This window comes from Rhodococcus sp. P4_E4 (genome assembly GCF_056401575.1).
Window position 1 is genome coordinate 61,488 of record NZ_JBFUJB010000012.1, and the last position, 23,812, is coordinate 85,299.

Consider the following 23,812-nt stretch of genomic DNA (forward strand, 5'->3'; position numbering starts at 1 on the left):
TCAGATCAACTCCGGATTCTCGGCGTACACCTCTTCGAGGATCGACATGTCGAACAGTTGGTCCGCCGTAATCTCCAGCCCCGCTTTCGACAGTGCTGCGATGTTCTGTTCGATCAGTTGGGGTGTCATCGTGAACAACCCGTTTGCTTTGGTATCTGCCGACACCACAAGATCGTTCTGTGCGGTGGCTTCCTTGATCTGCTCTTCGAGTTCCAGGTTCTGGTCCTTGCCGTAGACCTCGACGGCAAGCCGCGCCGACTCTGCCGGATCAGCGACCGCATCCTTCCATCCCTGGATCTCGGCCTTCAGGAATGCCTTGAGCTTGTCCCTCTCGTTGTCGATGGTGGACTGGAGAACCGTGAACGATTCGGCGACCAACGGCAGGTTGTAGTCCGCGAAGAGGAAGTGGGCGTTGGGGAAACCTTTGGCGGCCAGTGTGATCGGCTCGTTGGTCACGTAGGAGACCCAGCCGTCCACCTCGCCGTTTGCCAGGGGGCTCGGATCGAACTGCGCGGGCACGATCGTCATCTGGCTTTCGGTCAGGCCGTTGGCTGCCAGGAGAGCTCCGAAGACGAGCTGATTGGAATCCTGGACGCCGATCTTCTTGCCGATCATGTCTTGCGGTGAGTTGATCGGTGCCGCAGCCGAACTGACAATCGCAAACGGATTCTTCTGGAACGTCGCCCCGACGATCTTTGCCTCCAGTCCGTCGAGTACGGCGGGTGCTGTGAGCTGCGGTGCGGACATTCCGATCCACACCTTGCCGGTGTCCAAGCCGGCTTCGACGCCGGTACCGGCTGCGCCGCCTGCCACCAGGTCTACATTCCCGAACCCGGCATCCTTGTAGTACCCCTTGTCGAGAGCGAAGTACTCACCGGCGAACTCGATGTTCTTGATCCAGGACAACTGCACTGCAACTGTTCCGAATTCGGAACCGTCGTCCGTGGTTCCGCCACTCGAACTGCTGGAGTCACTGCTACACGCGAGCAATGACGCACTACCGGCGACTGCGATGCCGGTCAGCGCGGAGTAACGGAAGAAGGCCCTGCGGTCCAGCTGGCGGACGGGCTTGAATGGCGTCATGAATCGGAACACTAGGGCCAGTCGGTTTCGTTCAGTTTGCTTGGGAGACAGAGTTTGTTGAGGTCGTGTTAACAGATGTCACGACTTGCCCGCCGAAGGACCGAAACGAGACAGAGCGATGCTTTCGAAGATCCCGACCACGGCGTAGAGGACGATCGACACCACGGTGATCACCACGATAGATGCCCACAATTCGTTGTACTGGTAGCGCGGAATGGCTTTGATCATGCTCGAACCCAAGCCTTGACCGCTACCGAGCCATTCGCCGATCAGTGCTCCGATCAAAGCGCCGGGCACTGACACCCTAGCGGCGGCGAACACCGCCGGAAGTGCGGACGGTACGGACACCATTCGCAATGCGGTCCAACGACTCCCACCGTACGCAGCTATGAGGTCTTGTGCCTGAGCCGGAGCGGCACGTAGACCGACCATGATCATGACGAGGGCTGGGAAGAACACCACTATCGCAACCATGACCGTCACACCCACGATTCCGCGGCCGAATATCAGGACGATGATCGGGGTCATCGCAACGAGAGGAACAGATCGTAGAAGCATTGCAACGGGCATGAAAGTCTGTTCGACAGTGCGGGAAACGACGAAGATCGATGCCACCACGAGCGCGGCAGTCATTCCGACGGCAAAGCCGACACTGGCGTCGCGCAGAGTGATGAACAGGTTGTCGATGATGCCCGAACGAGCGTCGGCGGATTTTGGGCCGGAGAACAGGTACTCCCAGACGTCGGCCGGCGTCTTTCCCACACGCGGGCCGACCTGGGGGAAGGCGTTGAGGAAGACCACCCAGATGACAAGCAGCAGTGCCGAGGCGATGGCAATCGGAGCGAGGAATCTCAATGTTCCTCGTACCGCGGTCATTTCTGTGCTCCCGGAGCGCTCGTCCACGGGGTGACGAGCCGGGCGATCGCTGCGACGACGGCGTATCCCAGGCCGGCGAGCAAGGCGGCGGCGATGGCCATTCCCCACGTTCGCGGGACGTTGTACGACGTCTGAGCGGCCGTGAGTGCGACGCCGATCCCGCTGTCCACCCCGCCGAGATACTCTCCGAGGATGGCACCGAGTACAGCCGAGGGTGCAGCAATCTTGAGGGCGGCAAAGGTGCTCGGAAGTGCGCTCACAAGTTGAACTTTGGTGAACTTCTGCCAACGCCCACCACCGTAGGCGGCAACGAGATCGAGACTCGTCTTGTCGGCCGATCTCAGGCCAGCGAGTGTACCGACCATCGTGGTGAAGAAGCAGTACATCGCGGCGAGAAAGATCGTGGGGGTCCGGCCGCCGAAGACGACCAGGATGATTGGGCCAAGCGCCAAAAGCGGTGTGCAGTAGCTCAGGATCGCCAATTGTGTGGCCAATCCCTCGATGGGCGGAATGAGGACGACAAGCACGGCAAGCGTGATCGCCAGCAGATTTCCCCAGAGAAAGCCCTGCAGCGCACCGGAAGCCGTGACGGTGAAATTGGGTCCGTAGAGCGACCAACCGTCGTCGAACATCGTCGAAACAACCACCCACGGCGTCGGAATCGTACCTCCCGCAACACCGGCCGCCGCCAGAATCCACCAGAGAGCGATCAGTCCGCAGATGCCAACTGCACCGCCGAACCACGTTGGACGCTTCAATCGGATCCGGCGCGGTACAGATGGCTGCGCGGCCGCGGTCGCGACGTTCTCGATATCGGTAATTGTCATGCGACGCCTGCTTTTCCGAAGAGCAGTCCGGAGAGGTAGTCGTGGATCTCGTGGAACTCGGGTGTACGCATCATCTCGGGAGTACGCGGGCGCGGCAGGTCGATCGGCACGACTTCGAGGACGCGTCCGGGCCTCGGCGTCATGACGGCAACGACGTCGGAGAGGAACACGGCTTCGGCGATTCCGTGAGTCACCATCAACGTGGTCGCCGGTTTCTCGGTCCAGATCCTGAGCAATTCGATGTTGAGCCGTTGGCGGGTCATGTCGTCCAGTGCGCCGAAGGGTTCGTCGAGTAGCAGGACACTCGGCTTGACCACGAGCGATCGTGCGATCGACACACGCTGACGCATACCGCCGGACAATTGAGCGGGCTTGGCCTTCTCGAATCCTTCGAGGCCGACGAGAGCGATCAGGTCGGCGATCTGGTCGGGGTCGGGATCGATGCCGGCAACATGAAGCGGCAGTTTGATGTTGGAGGTCACCGTCCGCCACGGCAGCAAAGCCGAATCCTGGAAGGCGATTCCGAGTTCGCGGCGCTTGCGTAACTCGGCGGGCGACTGTCCGTTGACAAGTGCTGTTCCCGACGTCGGAGTGTCGAGGCCCGCAAGGATGCGGAGAACGGTGGACTTCCCGCATCCGGACGGCCCGAGCAGAGACAGAAAGGAGCCTTCGCTGGTTTGAAGGGACACGTCGGTCAGCGCGGTCACCGACCGACGACCCATCTCGAAGGTCTTGCCGAGGCCGGAGATGTCGAGACCGGTTCCAGCGGGGCGAGGTGTGGTGACGGGACTGGTCATTCCCGCACAGTACGAACGTCCGGTTGCGGTCATGTTGCCTGCGCGTCACCGCTGCGTGAGGCTGGTTCGGCGTCTCCTGTCACAGCGCCGTGGTGAGATGGACGTCTGGACGGAGTGAGGGGAGCGAAGATTGCTGAAGTTGTACCGGGCCGAGCGTTCGGACATCTTGGTCTCGGCGTTGGCCACGCTCCTCCGTACACCGCTGTCGGATCCATTCGCCCGGGAAACTGTTGCGGTGCCGGCCAAGGGCGTCGAGCGTTGGCTCAATCAGCGGCTGTCCTCCCAGCTAGGCACGTCCGGACCGTCAGCAGTGGACGGAATTTCTGCGAACATCGCGTTTCCTTCACCCGCGCGCCTGGTCGCGGAGTCCGTGGCCGCGGTCAGTGGTATCACGGCTGACGACGACCCGTGGTCGCCGACGCGATTGGTGTGGACGGTTCTCGACGTGATCGACGAGTCCCTCGGCGAGCCCTGGTGCGGAGTACTGGCGAAACATCTCGAAGGCCATCGTGAAGGTCGACGGTTTGCCTCCGCCACACATGTCACCGAACTCTTCCGCAGTTATGCCGCGCAACGCCCACAGATGCTGATCGACTGGGCCGCCGGGCGGTTGACCGACGGACACGGATTGGCGCTGTCGGAGGATTTCGAATGGCAGGCACGTCTGTGGTGCATCGTCGCGGACAAGATCGACGTTCCGGGGCCCGCAGAGCGACTGGGACAAGTGAGCCGCGCGCTGGTCGAGGACCCGGCCTTGGTCGACCTACCGGAACGCCTGTCGGTCTTCGGGCCGACCCGGCTGCCGGTCGATCAGCGAATGATCTTGAGCGCACTCAGTGCGAATCGGGACGTCCACATCTGGCTCCCGCATCCCAGCCCCGCGCTGTGGACCAAGATGAGCTCGCGCATACCGCCTCGAAGTGAGAGCACGATCCGACGTTCGGAAGACGGGTCAGCGCTGATATCCGCCAATCCGTTGCTGTCGAGTCTTGCTCGCGACGTTCGTGAACTTCAGATCAGCCTCGGTGCCGCCCAGTTCGAGTCGGTGCATCTTCCCGAACCAGCCGGCCCGAAATCCCTCCTGGCGACGGTCAAGGCCGATGTCATCGCAGATCGTGCTCCCAGCGTTGCAGCGGAACCGGATGGGACAGTTCAGGTCCACGCTTGCCACGGGCCGGCACGGCAGGTCGAGGTGCTCCGCGAATGCCTGCTCCGATTGTTCGAGGACGACCCGACATTGCAGCCGCGCGACGTACTCGTGATGTGCCCGGACGTCGAAACGTACGCACCCTTGGTTCGTGCTGCATTCGGGCAAGGCGTCCATGGCCACCCGGGGCATCTTCTTCGAGTAAGGCTGGCAGACCGCGGATTACGTCAGACCAATCCTGTCCTGGCCGTTCTCGGCTCTCTCCTCGACTTGGCCGACGGCCGGGCCACAGCCAGTGAGGTTCTCGACCTGGCAGCGACCGAGCCTGTCCGCACACGTTTTTCGTGGGGCGACGACGAATTGGAAAGACTGCGGGAATGGACGACGGAAGCGGGTGCTCGCTGGGGAATCGGTAGTCGGCAGCGTGCCACGTTCGGTCTCGATGCATTTCCGCAGAACACCTTCAACACCGCCATGGACCGAATCTTGTTGGGGGTCAGCGCGGACGAATCGGAAAATGCCTGGCTGGATCTCGCGCTACCACTCGATGACGTGGACGGCACAGACATCGACCTGACTGGACGTTTCGCAGAGTTCGTCGATCGCCTGGCAGTCTCGCTTCGCGATCTTGCCGGCCCACATTCGCCGGCCGAATGGCTTCGTGTGCTGATGCGGGCCCTGGATCTGCTGACCGACACTGCGCCCGCCGATTCCTGGCAGAGCGCGGGGGCCCACCGCGAACTGGTAGCTGCTGTCGAATTCGGCGGAGAGACGGTGTTACGTCTGGCCGATGTTCGCGCGATGCTCTCGCGCAGCCTCGCGGGCAGACCGACGCGTGCCAACTTCCGAACCGGCGAACTGACGGTGTGCACGATGGTTCCGATGCGTTCGGTGCCGCATCGCGTGGTCGTTCTGATCGGGCTCGACGACGAGGTGTTCCCTCGAACCGGTGGAGTCGACGGCGACGACATCTTGTCCCGTCATCCCGTTGTGGGGGAGCGCGATCTGCGCAGTGAAGACCGGCAACTGCTTCTCGATGCCGTGATGTCTGCGGGTGAGCATCTGATTCTGTTGTATACCGGTGCCGATCCGGTCACCGGCGTCGTCAGACCACCGGCGATCCCCCTCAGTGGCCTTCTCGACGTACTCAGTGCGACGGTAGGTCCGGACGCTGTGAACGGGGTGCTGACACGGCATCCGTTGCAGTCGTTCGACAATCGAAACTTCGCGCCGAACAAGCCGTTCAGCTTCGACACGGCAGCGCTGGCCGGTGCCAGGGCTGCTGCCGGAACACCGATCGAATTGCCGACAGTCTTGTCGGCCAAGCTACTCGAGGTGCATCCGAAGGAAGTGAACCTTGCCGACCTGGTGAACTTCCTCGTACACCCCGCCCGTGGTTTTCTGCGCCAACGCCTCGGCGTCCGGGTACCGGAACTCGACGACGACATCGCGGATTCGCTGGCAACCGAGCTCGATCCACTGTCCACCTGGGCTCTGGGTGACCGGATGCTTCTCTCGCGCTTGGCTGGACGCAGCTCTGCGGATTTCCGTGCAGCCGAGTGGCGCCGCGGTACTTTGCCGCCCTACAACCTGGGCGCCTCGGTTCTGGGCAACGTCGAGTGGGTGGTAGACCAACTTGCCGGTCTTGCATTGCCACACCTCGAGGGCGACTCCGAGGCTGTCGACGTCGACATCGACCTCGGTGACGGGCATCGTCTCACCGGAACGGTAACCGGTGTGCACGGCAATTCAGTGGTGCGGGCATCGTATTCCTCACTGGCGCCTAAACATCGGATGACGGCCTGGATCAACCTGCTCGCCTTGAAAGCACACGGCCGACCCGGTGCGCTCGATGCAGTCTCCATCGGACGGGGTCGGGGAAAGATAGCAGCGGCACGATCGGTGCTCGATGCGCCAGGCAATGCGGTCGAGATCCTGCAGCAACTGGTGAACCTACGCGAGCGGGGGCTGCAGCGTCCGTTGCCGATGTGGGCCGCTACTTCAGCCGAATATGCGCGCCGACGCTTTGGTGGCGAGTCGGTCGACGATGCGACAAACGGTGCGGACACCCAGTGGACCGGGCAGTACGGCGAGATGATCGATCCAAGCAACGCTTACGTTTTCGGAGAAGCTCGAACACTGGCGGAGTTGGCTGCGGATCCGCCGTCGGACGACGAATTCGTCTGGGCCGAGGAACCGACTCGATTCGGAGTTCTCGCCCGACGACTGTGGGATCCGTTGCTGACCAACGAAAGAGCGGAGTAACCCGTGGACTTCGACCTTTTGGGGCCGCTACCGACCGGCACCACGATGTTGGAAGCGAGCGCCGGAACTGGCAAGACCTACGCGATCGTCGGACTCGCGACCCGTTGTGTTGCCGAAGGTCTCGCTGACATTTCGCAAGTTCTGCTGGTGACATTCAGCCGGGCCGCCACTCAGGAACTTCGTGAGCGTGCCAGGGAGAGGTTCGCCGGAGTGTCCGCCGCTCTGGTCGACACGGAGGCGGCGAGGCGGTCGGATGATGATCTGGTGGCGTACCTCGCGACAGCTGACGACGAGGAGATCGGCGTGCGGCGTCGTCGACTCCTGCGCGCTCTCGCGGAGTTCGACGCCGGCACCATCACGACCACCCACAGTTTCTGTCAGAGGATGCTCGACGGACTCGGCATCGCCGGGGAACGCGAACCCGACACAACTTTTGTGGAGTCGGTCGACGACCTGATCAGTGAGGTCGTCTCGGATTTGTACCTCAGCCGCTACAGCCGGACGGACTCGTCTCCACCGTTTTCCACGAAGGACGCGCTGGCGATTGCCCGAAGCGCAGTCGGCGATGGTCAGGCAATTCTCGAACCCGACGGCGAGGAGGAGACCGCTCCCGGTCAGCGAGTCCTGTTCGCGGCGGCTGCTCGTCTCGAGGTCGAACGACGTAAGCGGACCAAAGGAATTCGCGACTTCAACGATCTGCTGACGCTGTTGCACGGTGTATTGACGGATCCGGAATACGGCCCCGTCGCGTGCCGTCGGGTGCGCGAAAAGTTCAAGGTCGTGCTGATCGACGAGTTCCAGGACACCGATCCGTTGCAGTGGGACATTCTGCGGTTGGCCTTCCACGGACACACCACCCTGGTCCTGGTCGGTGATCCCAAGCAAGCTATCTACGCGTTCCGCGGTGCAGAAGTCCTGAGCTATCTCGATGCGGTCGATCAGGCGGATGCACACCAGGAATTGACCACCAATTGGCGCAGCGATCCAGGGTTGTTGGCGGCACTCGAACACCTCTACGGCGGCGCCGCACTGGGTAACGAGGGTATCGTCGCGCATCCAGTGGAGGCGTCGCACAAGAAGTCTCGGTTGTCCGGCCCGGTGCCGATGCGTGTACGCCATCTGCCGCGTACCGGAGCCGGACCGCTCAATCGTTCGGGATTTCCGGCCGTAGGCAGACTTCGCAGTCGCGTCGCGGACGACGTCGCAGCAGACGTGGTCGGACTGCTGGGCAGCGATGCCCGCTTGGCGGTCGACGGTGATCCGCGCCCGGTCGAGCCGGGAGACGTCGCGGTATTGGTGCGCACCCACAAGCAGGTGGCGATGATTCGCGATGCCCTCGATGCCGTAGGTGTACCTTCCGTATTGACCGGCGGTTCCAGTGTTTTCGCGACACCCAGCGCAACACAGTGGCTGTGGCTGCTGCAGGCGATCGAGCAGCCGCACCGGTCTGATCGCGTCCGGTTGACCGCCCTCTCTCCGATTTTCGGGCGCACCGCCGAAGAATTGGACGTCGACGGCGACAACGTCGTCGCGGAACTCGCGGGTCAACTGCGCTCATACTCCGGGTTGTTCGCACGCGTCGGGTTCGCGGCCGTGTTCGAAAGGATCTCCGCCGAAACGAATCTGGAGAAGCGTGTACTCGCGGCCCCGTCCGGCGAACGAGATTTCACCGATCTGCGGCACGTCGCACAACTTCTCGGCCGCGTCGCCACCGAGGAAGCGTTCGGGTTGAGCGCATTGGTTCGCTGGCTCTCCGATCGGATCAAGGACCCGACGTCCGGGAGTGCCACCGACAGAAGCCGTCGCCTCGACAGCGATGCTGCCGCTGTACAAATCGCAACCGTGCACGCCACCAAAGGGCTCGAATTCCCGATCGTCTACGTCCCGTTCAGTTGGGAGAGCGTAGGCGGCTTCAACTCTCCGACGCAGTTGTTGCACGATCCGGAAGGGCGCCGCATCCTCGACGTCGGTGGGCAGGAAGGCCCGGGGCACAACGCGAGAAAGACTGTTGCGGAGGCTGAAGAAGCAGGCGAAGAACTGCGACTGCTGTACGTGGCGCTGACCCGGGCGCAGTGCCAACTCGTGCTCTGGTGGGCGCCCAGCTACGGGACCTCCCGCTCGCCGCTGCACCGGTTGATGCTCGGACGTACACCCGGCATCGCCGAACCTGCTCGGGTAGTGAAGGTGCTCGACGACGGTACAACCGCAGCACGACTCGCGACGTGGCCGGCAGCAGCTTCCGACGTGATCTCGGTGGAACCAGTAGGTCCACATCCACCGTCGCCCGTCCAGTGGTCCGGTGCGGCCGCAGACGTGACCGAACTGGCCGCGGCGCGTTTCGATCGAGACCTGGACACTCTCTGGCGTCGTACGTCGTACTCGGCACTGACCGCCGGAGCGCACCACGCGGTCACGAGCACCGACAGTGAGGTAGAGGATCCCGAAAAGGACGACGAGCCAAAGGATTCCGTAGACGTCGGGACCGTCACCCCCTCGCCGCTGGAGGCGTTGCCTTCACCGATGAACGGTCTTCCGGCGGGCGCCGCATTCGGCACGCTGGTGCATGAAGTGCTCGAGGTGGTGGACACTGCTGCTTCAGACCTGAGAGCGGAACTCCGTATACGCTGCGCCGAGGCGGTCTCGGTTCGGGCGGCCGAGGTCGACTCCGAAGCACTCGCGGATGCGTTGTTGCTGGTGATGCAGACTCCACTGGGATTCGGAACCTTGGCCACGATCGCGCCGAAAGATCGTCTTCCCGAACTCGATTTCGAACTCCCGCTGGCCGGTGGCGACGATCCGGTGTCGATGAGTGTCACACTTCGCGGAGTGTCGGAACTGTTGAGGCGCCACCTTCCCCCGGACGACATTCTGGCGTCGTACGCCGACCATCTTGACCGTGTCGAGACGTCACCGATGCGTGGGTTCCTGACGGGCAGTATCGACGCCGTCTTGCGGATCCCGGGCCCGTCGTTCGTGATCGTCGACTACAAGACAAATCGGCTGGGCCGCGGCGATCTGACGGCTGCCAACTACACGCGCGAACTCATGGCGACGGAGATGATGCGCTCGCACTATCCCTTGCAGGCACTGCTGTATTCGGTTGCGCTGCATCGATATCTGCGGTGGCGACTGCCCGACTACGATCCGCATCACCATCTCGGAGGCGCGCAGTATCAATTCGTGCGGGGGATGCTCGGCCCGGACAGTCCGCCGGAATGTGGTGTATTCGAATGGAAACCGCCTGCTCAGCTGACGGTTGAACTATCGGATCTGCTGGCCGGTCTTGATGCGTCCCACACAGTAGGGGAGAAGATTCGATGACCGAGGCGCAATTGGCGCAGCGCGCCAAAGGGATCATGCGAATCTTCAATGAAGCCGGGGTTCTGGTTGCCGCCGACGTTCATGTCGCGACGAGAGTGTGCAGCCTGGGCGGTGAAACTTCCGAAGAAGTGATGCTGGCCGCGGCGTTGGCAGTTCGGGCCGTGCGATCAGGTTCGGTGTGCCTCGATCTACGACGGATGCCTGATGTGAGCGTCGACAATGCGACGGAAGACGAACTCACGTCGTTGCCGTGGCCCGAACCGACGGAGATCGTTGCCGCCCTTCGCCTGAGCCCTCTGGTGATCGGCGGCAACGCCGGACCGCTCAGGCCACTCCGGTTGGTCGACACGGACGACGGTGAGCTTCTCTACCTCGATCGGTACTTTCTGCAGGAGCAGACGATTCGGCGAGTGCTCGACGAGCGTGCGTCCACGTGGCCGCCCGCCGACCTGGAAGCGGTCCGAACGCGCCTGGATTCGCTGTTCGTAGACGAGAACGGGCCGTCCACCAGCCCTGATCGTCAACGGATAGCCGCTGCTCTCGCCGCGACACAGTGGACGACGGTCATCGCCGGTGGGCCCGGAACCGGCAAAACCCATACGGTCGCACGTATTCTCGCTCTCCTGTCGGAGGAACTGGGTTCGAATGCTCGCATCGGGCTGGCCGCACCGACGGGTAAGGCCGCAGCACGTCTGCAAGAGTCCGTACGTGAGCAGACGGCGAGCCTTGGCCTTCCCGAAGAACTCGCGGCCATGACCCTGCACCGGCTGCTCGGTTGGCAGCGGGGGAGTTCGAGCCGCTTCAAATACAATGCGACCAACAGACTTCCCTACGATGTTGTCGTCGTCGACGAGACGTCGATGGTCTCCCTCACCTTGATGGCGCGCCTGCTCGAGGCCGTTCGCCCCGATGCCCGTCTGCTGCTTGTCGGCGATCCCGATCAGTTGACCTCCGTCGACGCCGGCGCTGTTCTTGCTGATCTTGTCGCCCGCCCGGTAGAAGTCAGTGGAAATCCGGCGCTGACACAGTTGGTGGGTGACGATCTCACGGCCACCGGTTCCGAAGAGTCCCTGAGTGTGGACGAGCAGGATCGTCTGCGGGGCGGGATCATTCAACTCTCACGCGGGCGCCGCTTCGACGGAACCATCGCGTCGTTGGCCAGGGCAGTGCGAGCGGGAGATTCCGCTGAGGTTCTGCGTATCCTGCGTAGTGGCGATCCCGCCGTCTCCTTCCATTCTCCCGAGGATGTTGACGCATTGCGCGCCGATATCGTTGTGAGTTCAGAGGTGGTGACGAGGTCGGCTGAGGAGGGTGATGCGATCGGCGCCCTGAAAGGCCTGGAATCGCACCGCCTTCTGTGCGCGCACCGTGACGGACCGTACGGTGTCGGGCGGTGGGCGCAGCAGGCGATGGAGTGGGTCGGCACGGCATCAGGGCAATTCCTGGACCCGACGAGGTGGTATCCGGGCCAACCCCTGTTGGTGACGGCCAACGACTACGAGGCCAAGATCTACAACGGGGATGCCGGGGTGATCGTGCAGCGTGAGGATGGCGTTCCTATTGCCGCATTCCAGCGGGGGAGTGATGCGTTTCTGATTCACCCGAGCCAACTCTCGTCGGTGCAGACCGTTTACGCGATGACGATTCACCGGAGCCAGGGCAGCCAGTACGACACGGTATCGGTGATGCTGCCGGCCGAAGCGTCGTCACTACTGACCCGGGAGTTGCTGTACACGGCGATCACTCGCGCCAGAAACCATGTGAGGGTAATCGGCACGGAGGATTCCGTGAGGGCGGGAGTTCAGCGACAGGTGCTCAGGGCAAGTGGGCTGCGTCGGGAGATCCGTCCGTACGACGGGCCGTGAAAGTCGGATGTTGCGGATTCTCTTGGTCATTCGTTGTATACGACGAACACCTTGCGTACGGTCTCGGTGACCGTCCACGTACCCTTCCATCCGATTGGGAAGATTGCACTCGTACCGGCAACGAGATGTACGGGATCGCCGTCGTCCTCCTCGACGGTCATGGCGCCGGAGACGATGGTGATGATCTCGCCGCGGGTGAGGAACTCCCACCGCGACTTTCCCGGTTCGCTCTCCCAGACTCCGGATTGAATGCGGCCGTCGTCACTGGTGAACTCGACATCTGCACGAGTGATGATGTCTCCGGCGAGTGGCTCTGCACTGGGTTGGCCGAGCAGTGCTTGCTGGAAGATCCCACTTGCGCTGTTCAACTCTGCGGCACGGAAGGTAATGGTCACAATTCAATCCTGACTTTCGAAACTCATGTGAATCATCGGACTTGTCGATGATGTCGTGTGTCTGCTGGGTCGGGATAGGTTCACTTGTCGCATCTTTCGGCACTTCGCTCGGACAGATGTCGAAAGTGCGATCGGCCACCATTCAACCGGGGTTCAGAGACCCGACTCGCGCCGAAACGTGACCGAGCCAATGGCAAACGGCCCCGCGTCGGTGATTTCGAACGAGGGTGATCGGTTGTCGGGCCTTAGGTGATGGTCGTGGTCAGCGAGGTGATGAAGCGCTCGGCTGCGCCGTCGACCTCGGCGTCGGGGGTGAGCAATTTCTGCAGCAACAGTCCTCGCAGACATGCGGTTGCGATGATGCTCTGCTGCTTGGCATCCACCACCGTGAATCCTTCGCGAAGGGCTGCCGCTTCAAGGAGATGAGCCAAGTCGTCGAGGTCGGCGGCGAAATCTTGAAATGCTTTGTGCTCGTACACCGCAAGTCCGGCCAGGTGAAAGAAGGTGCGGCTTCGATCTTCATGCTCGGCGTTCGAGTAGAAACTCCAGATCGCCCTGCACAGGGCCGCGAACCCGAGATCTTTGCCCATCGCGGCGATGACGAGGTTGTCACGGCGGCGCGCTTCCGACAGTACGGCGCTGAGGAGACCTGGTCGTGATCCGAAGTGATAGGTCAGAAGCGTGTGGTGCACGCCGAGTCGCTCCGCTACTTGGCGCATCGACAGCTTCGGACTTGGGCCGGTTTCACCGAACTCGTCGAACAGCGCCTGTAACAGTCGCTCTCGACCCTCCCCAACCGGCGATCTCACGCTACCTCCATTGACGGGTTCACCACTGTTGAGTACGGTACCGCATATCGAATTCACCAGTGTTTAGGAAAGAGGTTTTCTAATGCTCGGGAGGTCCCTTTGACTGACGTATGGTTTGCCGGCGGCATGGTCGCGGATGGATCGGGTACCGACCCGGTCGAAGTCGACGTGTGCGTGAGCGGCGGCATTGTCACCGCGATCGGACAGGCGCCGTCGGGTTCGACGACAGTTGACTTGGACGGCATGCTTCTGACTCCGGGGCTGATCGATGCTCATGTCCACCTGGGTATTTCGAGTCCGATCCGAAGGCAATTCGGGTTTGAGCTCTCGGCAGCCGAACTGGCTGCGGGCATCTTCGCCACCGCGGGCGATGCCCTCGACGCGGGCTTCACCACGGTGCGAGACGTCGGTGGCATCGACGGCGGAGTCGTCGACGTTATTGCGAGCGGCAAGGTGCGTGGTCCGCGTGTCCTCTCGTGTGGTCCTGTGCAGTGCCAGACCGGTGGACACGGCTACTACGGGGCCGCATGGGAGCCGACCGAGCTGTGGAACATGCACCACATTCCAGGGCTCTGCGCCTTGTCCTTGATGTCGGGTAATGCCGACGAGCTACGACGCAACGTGCGCGAATCGTTCCGCCGAGGGGCCACATTTCTGAAACTGTGCGTCACCGGCGGTGTCGTCGGAGGCCATGACCGCCTCACCGACACACAGTTCACCGTCGAGGAAATCTCCGTGGCAGTGGAAGAAGCAGCGTCGCGCGGCACCTACGTCACGGTCCACGCGCACAACAATGCGGGCATTCGCAACGCAGTGCGGGCGGGAGTGCGGTGCGTGGAACACGGCACCGACATCGACGCGGAGACTGCCCAGTTGATGCGCGAGCATGACGTGGCTCTGGTCCCTACCTTCGCCGTGGTCGAGCAGTTGACGGACACCGAAAGCATGGACCTGGACCCTGCAATACGAGAACGTGCAGCCGGAGTGCGTCAACGCATGGCCAGAGCGCTCGCGGCCTCTCGCGCAGCAGGCCTGAGGATCGGCCTGGGCTCGGACCTCATCGGGCCGCACCAAAAGCGCCGAGGTGAGGAGTTGCGCTTGCGCGCGGAGTTGGAGTCGCCGATGCATGCACTCGTTTCGGCCACCAGCGTCAATGCCGACATTCTCGGTATCGGGAAAACCGTCGGGACTATCCGCGTCGGTATGCAGGCGGACATGGTTGCCTGGCAGCAAGACCCACTCCGAGACGCAAAGGTGTTCGCCGATCCGGACATGGCTGCTCTCGTCGTGAAGTCCGGCAATATCGTCAAGGGAGACGTTCGATGAGCGCAATGCTGCACGGATGTTTTGCAGACACGGAGTACTTCGAAATAACGGCGAAGTCGGGGCACAGCTACGGCGTCTGGGTGACCACACCCCCCGGCTACGCGGACTCCACGGATCCCTTACCGCTGATCTACGTGATGGACGGCAACTGGGCTGTAGGTCTTACCGCCCCGCTCATCGTCACGCAGGCAGACCCGTACCTGACGGTCGCCCCGTACATTCAGGTCAGTGTCGGATATGCCGGTGAGGAGGCCGCCAACTGGGCACGGCTCCGCAACCGCGATCTCGTGCCGCCTGGGGAACCGGTAGGCGAAGAAATGATGGCTACTCTTGCCGCTGCTCGCGACTCGGGTGCAATGACCCAGGAGTACGTGGACGCCTACCTCGAGGAGCTGGCAGACACCCACGGGGACGTCTTCCTCGACTTCCTGACCAACGAACTCCACCCTCGCCTGTACTCGTCGGAGCTACGTGTCAGCGAGTCCGGGCACGGACTCTTCGGGTACTCGTACGGAGGCCTTTTCGCCCTCTACGCATGGCTGCGCGACGCGCCCCCATTCGCGACCTTCGGTGCGGGTAGTCCCGGAGTTGTGAACGCTGACAGCCAGATCCACACACTGGTCGAGGCGCTGCCCGAGCGTGGCGTGGGCTCAGTTGTGCCGCAGCTGCACGTTACGCTGAACGAAGCCGAACTGACTGGACCAATTCCGATCTATCGCGGACTGTCACGCAACGTTCTCGCCGTCGTGGAGCAGTTGCATGGCAAGGGACGGTCGCAGGATGTTTCGACCGCGTTGTTGCACGAGACGCACGTTACCGGGCTGCAGGCATCGTTCCTGAGCTACTTGAAGACCTGCCATGCACGTTAGCTCTCCGTCCCGGAGACGATGTGCCGCTGACACGTTCTAGGGCGATTTTCCGTAGACGCCGTTGAAGGAGAAGTCGGCTGTGGGTGTCCACCACGTCGAAGGCGGGAGAATGCGCCGAGGTCGATTTCGAGCCCGGTGTGCATCCCGACATAGGTCAGGGGATCAGCGTCGTGATCGTGTCCAGCTTCCACTTCGTCGATGATCCTGGACATGAGGCGCCCAGCGATGGGCGCATTTTTGAATTGGTTCCCGCTGGTGCCCATGGCGACGTAGAAACCTTGTCTGTCTGTCTTGTCGTAGATCGGGGTCCAGTCAGACGCTGCGTCGTACACGCCGGCAATACCTTTCGGTTGTGACGGGACCTCCAGGGTGGGGAAACGCCTGGCGGCGCGGAAAACCTGCGCTTCGAATCGGGCAACAGTGCGATTCGGGTTTGCGGTATCAGGATCGTCGATCCACTCGAGCGGATCGCAATCCGGTTCGGTTCCGCCGACGAGGAAACCGTTTCCAGGTTCGGCTCGCATGTAGGTTCCGAGATCCAAATCGGCGATCATCGGGCCGAGGATCTCGTCGTCGTTGTACTCAGTGGGTGCGGTGATGTGATGGACTTCCTGACGCAAGGGCCGAACCGAAACCTTGAAGTCGGACCCGACATTCGACAGCTTGTTGAACGCTCCTGACCAGGGGCCGGCGGCGTTGACGACAATCTTGGATTTCACACTTTCCCCGTCGTCGAGCCCTAGCTGCCAGGTGCCGTCAGGCAACTGCTCGACTGCCACCACACGCGTGTTGTATGCGAAAACCGCACCGTGCGAACGTGCTGCCGCAGCAAGATTCGCGGCTGCCAGTTGCGGGTCGTCGACGAACCCCGCCTGCGGTGTGTACAGCGCGCCGAGCGTGGTTTCCGCATCTGCGAAGAAGGACTCCGAGTCGACTGGCTTCGGTGGATAGTATTTACCTGCGTCGATACCGGGAATCTTTTCGACGAGTGTCGTTGCGTCCCAAAGTTGGTAGTCGATTCCGATCTTCTCGAACAGTCCAATCGTGCGCGCGTGGGGTGCGACGTCGACATCGAGCAGTGCCATCCCGCATTGCCGAAACTTCGCAAGCGCGCCGTCGACTGTCGCGTTGAGATGCTCGTTCCAGTTTTGCCAGCAATGCAGCGACTCCCAAGCCGCAGCCATACCGTCGAATGTGGAGTAGTTGAACCGGATGACCGCACTGGATGCACTGGTCGAGCCGTAGCCCGGACCACCAGACTTGTCGATGACCAGGACTTCGTAGCCTCGAGCGGCCAGTTCGTAGGCGATGGAGCTGCCGATCACTCCAGCTCCGACCACAACTGCATCGGTCTTGTCGGTAGGCACTTTCGGCCCCTCTTTCTACTGATGGCTTCGCCGGATCGAAAGCGCAGCTATTCGATCCGGCGAGCTTGGGTTCTGGTAATTCCGACGCCGTCGACTTCCTCTGGAGACCCGCATCCCGACTTCTCGGATTCGGCTCTGCCTTAATGGATTTGGTACCTGAAAGTCCAGAGGTGTCCGTCGTCCTCAACTCTCTCGTGGCGGCCATCGGAACGCTATCGACAGCTGCTCAAAAAATCACAGCCGTGGCGCGTCCGTTGTCAGAAATGTTTCGTCGAGCTGCCCCGCGTGGCAGACCAGTCTTTCGATTCCGGAATCCCTCGCCACAGAATGGGAAGTGCGATCAAAGCGATGGCGGTCGCGTAGAAGGCAGGCGACAGATCGCTTCCAGTGGCGTTGACCAGTGCTGCGCACACCAGCGGCGCAGTTCCTGCAAAGAGTGCATATGCGATGTTGTAGGGGATCGCCGTGCCGGTGAATCGAGCATGCGTCGGCATCATTTCGAGAATTACGAGCAAAGCGGACGCGAGTAGGGAAAGCGCGATGACCAGAGCAGCCAGTGCAACGGCAATCGCGAAAATATTTCCGGTGCCGATGAGCATGTAGCTGGGCACCGAAACGAAAACTGACATCACCATGCCGATTCTGACGAGAGGTCTCCGGCCGATTCGGTCGACCGTGGCGCCGAAGAAGATGAACAGCGGGACTGCGAGAACCAAAGCGCCGGTTGTCATCAGCAGTGCCACCGTGCTCGAAACGTCGGCTGAAAGAATCAGAAATGTCGGCATGTAGCCGAGCAGCATATGAGTAACGACACCGAGCGAGGCGAAATACACGAATGACGTGAGCAGAGTCCGCCAGTGATTGCGGAACAGATCTGTGAGAGGGCGGGTTGGAAGGGAATCGTTTTCTTTCATTTCCTTGAAAGCCGGAGTTTCCTCGACCGCAAGCCTCATGAACAGTCCCACCATGGCGACAACGCCTCCGATGATGAACGGCCAACGCCATCCCCCGTCGGCAAAGGACTCAGTGCCGACCAAGCTGAATGACAAGACTGTGACCGTGGCCAAGATACTGCCGACGAACGACGAAGAGCTGATAATCCCTGCGTACAAGCCTCGGCGGTGAGACGGCGCATGTTCGACGACGAAGGTTGCCGCTCCGGTGTATTCGCCGCCGGCCGAGAATCCTTGAACCAAGCGACAGAGCAGCAGCAACAGCGGTGCTGCAACACCGATCGAAGCGTAGGTCGGTAGGAGGCCGATAGCCGCTGTCGAGCAGCCCATGAGCGTAATAGCCAGGGACAGTGACCTCCGTCGGCCGAGGCGGTCACCCAGTCTTCCGAAGAATATGCCGCCGGCAGGTCTGGCCAAGAATGCGACTCCGTAAAGAGCGAAGGTGGCAAGCAGTGCGCCACTGCCGAACTCCGGAGGGAAGAACACTGTCGCGAGAACTGCGGCAGTGAAACCGTAGATCGTGAAATCGAACCATTCGACGATGTTGCCTGTCGCGCCGGCAATCAGGGCCCTACGGCGCGCCGATCGACGTCCGGGTGACGTCTCGGTTTGATGCTCTACAGGAGCATTTGCTGTGCCGGTCATGATGATTCCTCTCGGGATATGCTGAATAGCAACGGTTTTGCGACGTCACGGTGGCCGATGTCGTTCGGAGGCATGCGAAATTGAAAGAGGCCGACCGGACCCACGTTGATCTGGCGAACGGAGGTTGCGATCGATTCCGGATCAGGGACGACGCTTTCTCACGCGAGAGCGTGTCGGCTGGCTTCGGCCCACAATGCAAATCTCACGGCTGCAACGAATCTCGTCGCTGTCGTGCAACCTGTCGTTGCTGGGTATGCCTGGTCGCGGGCCGAGCGAACACGTTCCGGGTCTCATGTGCTTCGGCATGTAGCGAGCTTATGGCGCGAAAGTTAGTTGCATCACTGTCATTCGTTCAAATTGTCGCGGACGAATTTAGTCATATGTTGCAAAACGGCGAGCGTGGCTCGTACAGTTCGACCATGGCCGGAGAACTACAGCATTTGGTGGATACTACCGGGCGACGACTGGACCGTTCCGTTGCGATCGACGATGCACAGATCCGTCTACTCGCGTACAACTCGCATGACAGTGCCGTCGATTCAGTCAGAATGAATTCCGTTCTACAGCGGAATGTTTCACGCGAGATTGTGGACTTCATCTACGCGAGTGGAGGCCGTGAAGCCCTCGATCTCTTCACTGTTCCCGTCAACGAAGAACTAGGGCTGACCCTTGGCCGGGTCGGGATGCCGATCCGGTACCGCAATGCGCTGCTGGGCTTCGTCTGGCTGTTGACTTCAGAGGGCGAAGTTGACGAGGATCAAGCCGAGGTCTTGAGGCGCACGGCTGATGCGGCGGCGATGATCCTCCACCGCGAACAGTTGCTGGACGAGTTGTCCCGAAGTCGGGAGCGGGAACTTACTCGAGACGTACTGTCTGGCGAGCGGTCGCTGCGCGAGGACGCGGCAAGCAGATTGGCTGATGAGGGCTTGATGGCTGCGGGTCCAGCAGTCGCGGTCACTATGTTGCTTCGTCCCGTGGACCGGTCGACATTGACCGAAAGAGATCGTCTGAGTGTTGCCGTCGGCGTCGATCAGCTTCGGCGGAGGCTCCCGCGGAACAGTGCAATCCAACTCGACCGCCCCGACCACAGCCTGTTGATCGTATCGGTGGCCGAACGCTCGACTCAAACCCATCTGGACTCGTTGATCGTGGCAGCCCGGGAGCGAGTCTTGTCTGAAAGTGGGCGCCAGAACATCGAATGTTGGGTTGGTATCGGTGAACCGCGAACCTCGGTTGCAGACGTGCGTGAATCCTACGAAGAGTCCAGACGCTCCGCAGATGTAGCCCAGGTCGTCAAGGTGCTCGGAAATGTTGTGCATTATCGGGATCTCGGCGTCTACGGACTTCTGGCCGAACTGTCGGAGGATCGACTCGAGAACAGTATTCACTCAGGTTTGCAGTCCTTGCTCAGCCATGAGGACTCAAAAAGTGAGGCTCTTCTCGCGACGCTGGAGAGCTTTTTGGACAATGCCGGTGACGTAAAGCGAACGTCCGAGACGCTCTGTGTGCATCGAGGGAGCTTGTACTATCGTTTGCGGCGAATTCAGGAGATAACACGCGCAGACTTGGCAAACGGCGACGACCGGTTGGCATTGCATTTGAGTCTGAAAGTCGCGCGGTTGTTAGATCTCCGATGATCCCAACCGAGAAGAGGGGGCTGCGGAAGAATCCAGCGGCTCAACGTAGTTCGGGGCTTTCGATCGTCAAGCGGGATGGTTCTGGGGTGGGAAAGGAAGCGCGTCGTACATCGGCCGGGGTGGGTTGGCTTGACCTGCTGAGACGTTCATACGTTTGATCGGGCACCTTCTATCCTCCTGTCGGCAGATGCGGCGGAGTGCAACTTTTTCGGGCATTGAAAGTGCAGAATCGTCCAGATGGGTGTCGAGCTGCGTGAAGAACGCGCGTTTTTGCAAACCGAAATGACGACGAATTTGGTCTGAGTTCGGTCCCCCGGTACGCAGATGTTTGCGCGCAAACTGGACAATTTGTTGCCGACTGCAAATAGGGGATTTCGCGTCCATCCCGTTGGCTCCCTTTACGGTTGGATTGGATCAGATACCTGAGTCGGTGCGATTTTTACGCACCCCTTCACTACAGGTCTGGTCTGATCTTTCCGAAATTGGAGTCGCGGAGATATATGCAGTTGTTCGAGATCGTTCCCCCGAAATTGAACAAACGCGCCAGACTGGATTGTGGCCATTGATGCTGCACGTCTAGCCATTTGCTTGCTGCTGAACTGGCTGGTCAGTACGACACAGTATCGGTGATGTTGCCGGCCTAACGCCAAACGGTGAAATGGTTCTGCCAGGAGAACGACACGTTTTTGCCGGCATTCGAGACGACGACTCCGCGCGGATCGACTTCTGGTGGAAGGGGAACCGACCACATCATCTTTCCGTCGCGAGCCCGGATCGAATGCATTCCGGTGTAGTCGCTGAAGACGAAGTGGTCGCCATCGGTTACCCCGCTGCGAACCCAGTACGCGTCTTGCCAGGGCGTTTGCCACAGCTGTCGGCCACTCTCGATGTCGAGACCCGAGATTGTGCGCGTCTCCGGCGACGTGACCAGGATTGTTTTTCCTACCACTGCGGCGATGGCGCTTCCCGTCCCGGCCATCGCGGTGTTGACGATTTGTGAACTGCGCCAAAGTTCGTCACCGGAATTCGGGTCGTAGGCGCCGTCGCCGAGAAACATCGGCAGGCCCGTCGAGGACTTACTTGGGTAGGACGACGATGAGTACGAGGGAATCGGTATCGCACGAATCGTGGATCCGTCGGAAGCCAAGAGGTTTTGGGTTCCTACATAGCCTGATCTGCCGCCGACATTGGTGAGGAACAATCCGTTCCCGGCAGGGACAAGCGAATCACCCTCGAATCTGAATCGTTCTGCGCCGGAATCCAGATCGTAGATTCGATAGCGGTACTGTGGGTCCCCGCCATCGCCCTGTTCCATCGCAATGACTGTGTTGGTGCTCGGGATCGTGTAGACCGATCCGAACTTCTCACTTGGTTCGAAGGTACGAACGAAGTTGGCCGTCACATTGGTGGTGTTGCCGCTGGCAAGAATTCGTGTGCGAACGGTTCCGTCCATTCTCTCACCGGACGTGTACACAGTGTCTCCGGTGATCGCGGCACCACTGAGATCGAAGTCGGTTCCGAGGTCGGACATAAGAGTTCCGGTCGCGGTATCGACAAAGATCATCCGTCGATCGCCCCAGCACGCGATGATCGTGGATTCGTTCTGCTGGCTGCACTGGCCGATGACTCCGCCGATTCGCGTTTTCCACAGCTGACTTCCGTCGTCGGGATTCACACCGACCAGTGAGACGGCACCGACTCCCTGACTCGAGGAAGACTCGTCGGTCTTGGGCAGGGGATAAGCAGTCGCGGCCACCAGCACGTCACCGACTTGGTACGTGTTGCCGTAGCCGTAGTAGCGATCGAGGCCGGAAGGCATCGACAGCAGTACGTCGCCGGAGTTGTCCGTGAGCGTTCGAACATCGAGTTCCCAGGCTTGTTGCGGAGGATCGGAGAGGTCCACGTCGACAACCCCCTGCTCGACGATCGGACCGCCTATCTTCTGCTTCGGCGAGGCCGCCTCACTGGAGTCGGAGAGTGCCGATACGACGATGAACGCGATCGCCACGATCAACGCCAGTCCGAGGGCGGCCAGTTTCCAGTGTTCCTTCAACCGAAGCTGCATCGAAAGACCGTAACCGATCGAGCAAACTGATCGGTTCGTTTCGCGGACGGCCGGCTCGATGTCGATCGCGAGATCGAGCCCACGTGCTCGGTGTGACGAAGTGTGGTGGCCTCGTACACACGAGACCACCACACCGACGGCGTCAGACGTAAGGCGAGTACGCCGGGAGATCCAACTGACCGTTGCCCGACAGTCCGATCACAATCACCTCGGGTTCGGTGACGGCGCGAGCGTGAGCGATGGCGCCGGCAACCGCGTGGGTTGATTCCGGAGCCGGGATGATCCCTTCGGCGCGGGCGAAAATCAGACCGGCCTGGAGCGCGTCGTCCTGATCGACGGCAATCGCATCCATGAGTCCGAGGTTGACCGCATGCGAGACCATCGGCGACATACCGTGGTAGCGAAGGCCACCTGCATGGATCGCCGGGGGAACGAAGTCCTTACCCAGAGTGTGCATCTTGAGCAACGGAGTTAGCCCGGCGACGTCACCGAAGTCGTAGCGGTACTCGCCCTGAGTGAGGGACGGGCATGCCGAAGGCTCGCAGGCGACCAGACGAGTCTTGGTGCCTTCGCGAAGGTTTCGTCCCAGGAACGGGAAGGTGAGTCCGGCGAGGTTGGAACCGCCACCGGCGCAACCGAACACGGTGTCGGGGACGGCGTCGCCGGCTTCTTCGAGCTGGACCATTGCTTCCTGACCGATCACGGTCTGGTGAAGCATGACGTGATTCAGCACGCTGCCGAGTGAGTAGTGCGTGTTCGGGTCCTGCGCAGCGACCTCGACGGCCTCACTGATCGCCATACCAAGCGAGCCGGTGGTGTCGGGATGCGACTTCAACAGTGCGCGTCCGGCTTCCGTCAGGTCGGAAGGCGACGGGTGACAGATTCCGCCGTATGCCTCCATCTGGATGCGTCGGTACGGCTTCGAATCGAAGGAGGAGCGAACCTGCCACACTTCGACGTCGAGTCCGAGCAGTGCGCCCGCGAACGACAGCGACGCACCCCACTGGCCTGCGCCGGTTTCGGTGGTGAGCTTGGTGGTTCCTTCGATCGCGTTGTAGTACGCCTGCGCGACAGCAGTATTCGGCTTGTGCGAACCGACCGGGCTCACGCCTTCGTACTTGTAGTAGATGCGGGCAGGCGTGCCCAGAGCGCGCTCGAGTCGATGCGCCCGGAACAGGGGAGAGGGCCTCCACATGCCGTAGATCTCGCGAACCGTCTCCGGGATCTCGATGTAGCGCTCGGTTGCGACTTCCTGCGCAATGAGGTTCGTCGGGAACAGCGGCGCCAAGTCCTCAGGGCCGAGCGGCTCACGAGTGCCTGGATGCAGGTGCGGGGGAACGGGCTCGGGGAGGTCAGCCGCCAGGTTGTACCAGTGCGTCGGCACTTTCGACGGGATGGAGACGCCCAAAGGCTCGAGCGAACGGTTGAGTGGGGTGGTGGTCAACTAACTCTCCTTCGTGGATTCGGTACCTGATCTTGGCGGTCGTAGCGACGACGCGTACGGCATTTGCCGGATCGGGGATCCTGGAGAGGAGCCTGCTGGACCACCCGATGTCGGTCCGGGC

The 23,812-nt window shown here is 61.3% G+C and carries 17 protein-coding genes; 6 read left to right on the plus strand and 11 right to left on the minus strand.

Annotation, left to right across the window (positions count from 1 at the left end; all coding sequences use genetic code 11):
* From AC1DVN_RS15090 to AC1DVN_RS15105, 4 genes are all read right to left on the minus strand, one after another.
* On the minus strand, positions 1-1,083 hold the full coding sequence (locus AC1DVN_RS15090; RefSeq protein ID WP_020968444.1) for an ABC transporter substrate-binding protein: 1,083 nt from the start codon (positions 1,081-1,083) through the stop codon (positions 1-3).
* Positions 1,084-1,161: 78 nt separating this feature from the next.
* Positions 1,162-1,959: an ABC transporter permease gene (locus AC1DVN_RS15095; RefSeq protein ID WP_020906249.1), complete on the minus strand. Its 798-nt coding sequence runs from the start codon at positions 1,957-1,959 to the stop codon at positions 1,162-1,164.
* Entirely contained in the window at positions 1,956-2,786 is an 831-nt protein-coding gene (locus tag AC1DVN_RS15100) for an ABC transporter permease (RefSeq protein WP_003945560.1), read from the minus strand. The genes AC1DVN_RS15095 and AC1DVN_RS15100 overlap by 4 nt, the downstream gene beginning before the upstream one ends.
* Positions 2,783-3,616 carry an ABC transporter ATP-binding protein gene (locus tag AC1DVN_RS15105; protein ID WP_477993979.1) on the minus strand — a complete coding sequence of 278 codons (834 nt, stop codon included), beginning with the start codon at positions 3,614-3,616 and terminating at the stop codon, positions 2,783-2,785. The genes AC1DVN_RS15100 and AC1DVN_RS15105 overlap by 4 nt, the downstream gene beginning before the upstream one ends.
* A gap of 97 nt (positions 3,617-3,713) precedes the next feature.
* On the opposite strand from AC1DVN_RS15105, the gene recC reads away from it, so the two are divergent.
* Genes recC through recD form a run of 3 tightly spaced genes read left to right on the plus strand, consistent with a single transcriptional unit; the run spans position 3,714 to position 12,181 of the window.
* Positions 3,714-6,995 (plus strand): exodeoxyribonuclease V subunit gamma, encoded by a 3,282-nt coding sequence (gene recC / locus AC1DVN_RS15110; protein WP_477993980.1) that lies wholly within the window; start codon positions 3,714-3,716, stop codon positions 6,993-6,995.
* Positions 6,996-6,998: 3 nt separating this feature from the next.
* On the plus strand, positions 6,999-10,316 hold the full coding sequence (locus tag AC1DVN_RS15115; RefSeq protein WP_477993981.1) for a UvrD-helicase domain-containing protein: 3,318 nt from the start codon (positions 6,999-7,001) through the stop codon (positions 10,314-10,316).
* Entirely contained in the window at positions 10,313-12,181 is a 1,869-nt protein-coding gene (recD, locus tag AC1DVN_RS15120; RefSeq protein WP_477993982.1) for an exodeoxyribonuclease V subunit alpha, read from the plus strand. Before AC1DVN_RS15115 ends, recD begins: the two co-directional genes overlap by 4 nt.
* 26 nt (positions 12,182-12,207) lie before the next feature.
* Here the strand turns inward: recD and AC1DVN_RS15125 are convergent, their stop codons facing one another.
* Both AC1DVN_RS15125 and AC1DVN_RS15130 read right to left on the minus strand, forming a co-directional pair.
* Complete coding sequence (locus tag AC1DVN_RS15125; RefSeq protein ID WP_355331358.1) at positions 12,208-12,576, minus strand: cupin domain-containing protein; 369 nt, start codon at positions 12,574-12,576, stop codon at positions 12,208-12,210.
* A gap of 245 nt (positions 12,577-12,821) precedes the next feature.
* Positions 12,822-13,385 carry a TetR/AcrR family transcriptional regulator gene (locus tag AC1DVN_RS15130; protein ID WP_477993983.1) on the minus strand — a complete coding sequence of 188 codons (564 nt, stop codon included), beginning with the start codon at positions 13,383-13,385 and terminating at the stop codon, positions 12,822-12,824.
* 99 nt (positions 13,386-13,484) lie between these two features.
* Between AC1DVN_RS15130 and AC1DVN_RS15135 the strand changes: the two genes are divergently transcribed.
* On the plus strand, positions 13,485-14,711 hold the full coding sequence (locus AC1DVN_RS15135) for a metal-dependent hydrolase family protein (protein ID WP_225320273.1): 1,227 nt from the start codon (positions 13,485-13,487) through the stop codon (positions 14,709-14,711).
* The gene (locus AC1DVN_RS15140) at positions 14,708-15,580 is read left to right on the plus strand and encodes an alpha/beta hydrolase (RefSeq protein WP_020968453.1); all 873 of its coding nucleotides are present in this window, start codon (positions 14,708-14,710) and stop codon (positions 15,578-15,580) included. Before AC1DVN_RS15135 ends, AC1DVN_RS15140 begins: the two co-directional genes overlap by 4 nt.
* On the opposite strand, the gene AC1DVN_RS15145 is transcribed toward AC1DVN_RS15140, so the two are convergent.
* Positions 15,577-16,947 carry an NAD(P)/FAD-dependent oxidoreductase gene (locus tag AC1DVN_RS15145; protein ID WP_477993984.1) on the minus strand — a complete coding sequence of 457 codons (1,371 nt, stop codon included), beginning with the start codon at positions 16,945-16,947 and terminating at the stop codon, positions 15,577-15,579. The two genes, AC1DVN_RS15140 and AC1DVN_RS15145, sit on opposite strands and share 4 nt — an antisense overlap.
* A 257-nt stretch (positions 16,948-17,204) precedes the next feature.
* The gene (locus AC1DVN_RS15150; protein WP_084326850.1) at positions 17,205-18,545 is read right to left on the minus strand and encodes an MFS transporter; all 1,341 of its coding nucleotides are present in this window, start codon (positions 18,543-18,545) and stop codon (positions 17,205-17,207) included.
* 50 nt (positions 18,546-18,595) lie between these two features.
* On the opposite strand from AC1DVN_RS15150, the gene AC1DVN_RS15155 reads away from it, so the two are divergent.
* Positions 18,596-20,182: a PucR family transcriptional regulator gene (locus AC1DVN_RS15155; protein WP_256922327.1), complete on the plus strand. Its 1,587-nt coding sequence runs from the start codon at positions 18,596-18,598 to the stop codon at positions 20,180-20,182.
* A gap of 66 nt (positions 20,183-20,248) precedes the next feature.
* Here the strand turns inward: AC1DVN_RS15155 and AC1DVN_RS15160 are convergent, their stop codons facing one another.
* The 3 genes from AC1DVN_RS15160 to AC1DVN_RS15170 all read right to left on the minus strand — a co-directional run bounded on the left by AC1DVN_RS15160 (position 20,249) and on the right by AC1DVN_RS15170 (position 23,691).
* Complete coding sequence (locus AC1DVN_RS15160; protein WP_125461408.1) at positions 20,249-20,566, minus strand: hypothetical protein; 318 nt, start codon at positions 20,564-20,566, stop codon at positions 20,249-20,251.
* 256 nt (positions 20,567-20,822) lie between these two features.
* Positions 20,823-22,247, minus strand: coding sequence for an outer membrane protein assembly factor BamB family protein (locus AC1DVN_RS15165; RefSeq protein ID WP_477993985.1), 1,425 nt, complete (start codon positions 22,245-22,247; stop codon positions 20,823-20,825).
* 142 nt (positions 22,248-22,389) lie between these two features.
* The gene (locus AC1DVN_RS15170; RefSeq protein ID WP_084326851.1) at positions 22,390-23,691 is read right to left on the minus strand and encodes a TrpB-like pyridoxal phosphate-dependent enzyme; all 1,302 of its coding nucleotides are present in this window, start codon (positions 23,689-23,691) and stop codon (positions 22,390-22,392) included.
* Positions 23,692-23,812: the final 121 nt, after the last annotated feature.

What these genes read in the sequence shown, in the direction of transcription:
- AC1DVN_RS15090 (WP_020968444.1), bottom strand. Translation starts at nt 1,083, where the DNA reads ATGACGCCATTCAAGCCCGTCCGCCAGCTGGACCGCAGGGCCTTCTTC.
- AC1DVN_RS15095 (WP_020906249.1), bottom strand. Translation starts at nt 1,959, where the DNA reads ATGACCGCGGTACGAGGAACATTGAGATTCCTCGCTCCGATTGCCATC.
- AC1DVN_RS15100 (WP_003945560.1), bottom strand. Translation starts at nt 2,786, where the DNA reads ATGACAATTACCGATATCGAGAACGTCGCGACCGCGGCCGCGCAGCCA.
- AC1DVN_RS15105 (WP_477993979.1), bottom strand. Translation starts at nt 3,616, where the DNA reads ATGACCGCAACCGGACGTTCGTACTGTGCGGGAATGACCAGTCCCGTC.
- recD (WP_477993982.1), top strand. Translation starts at nt 10,313, where the DNA reads ATGACCGAGGCGCAATTGGCGCAGCGCGCCAAAGGGATCATGCGAATC.
- AC1DVN_RS15140 (WP_020968453.1), top strand. Translation starts at nt 14,708, where the DNA reads ATGAGCGCAATGCTGCACGGATGTTTTGCAGACACGGAGTACTTCGAA.
- AC1DVN_RS15150 (WP_084326850.1), bottom strand. Translation starts at nt 18,545, where the DNA reads ATGACCGGCACAGCAAATGCTCCTGTAGAGCATCAAACCGAGACGTCA.
- AC1DVN_RS15160 (WP_125461408.1), bottom strand. Translation starts at nt 20,566, where the DNA reads ATGGACGCGAAATCCCCTATTTGCAGTCGGCAACAAATTGTCCAGTTT.
- AC1DVN_RS15165 (WP_477993985.1), bottom strand. Translation starts at nt 22,247, where the DNA reads ATGCAGCTTCGGTTGAAGGAACACTGGAAACTGGCCGCCCTCGGACTG.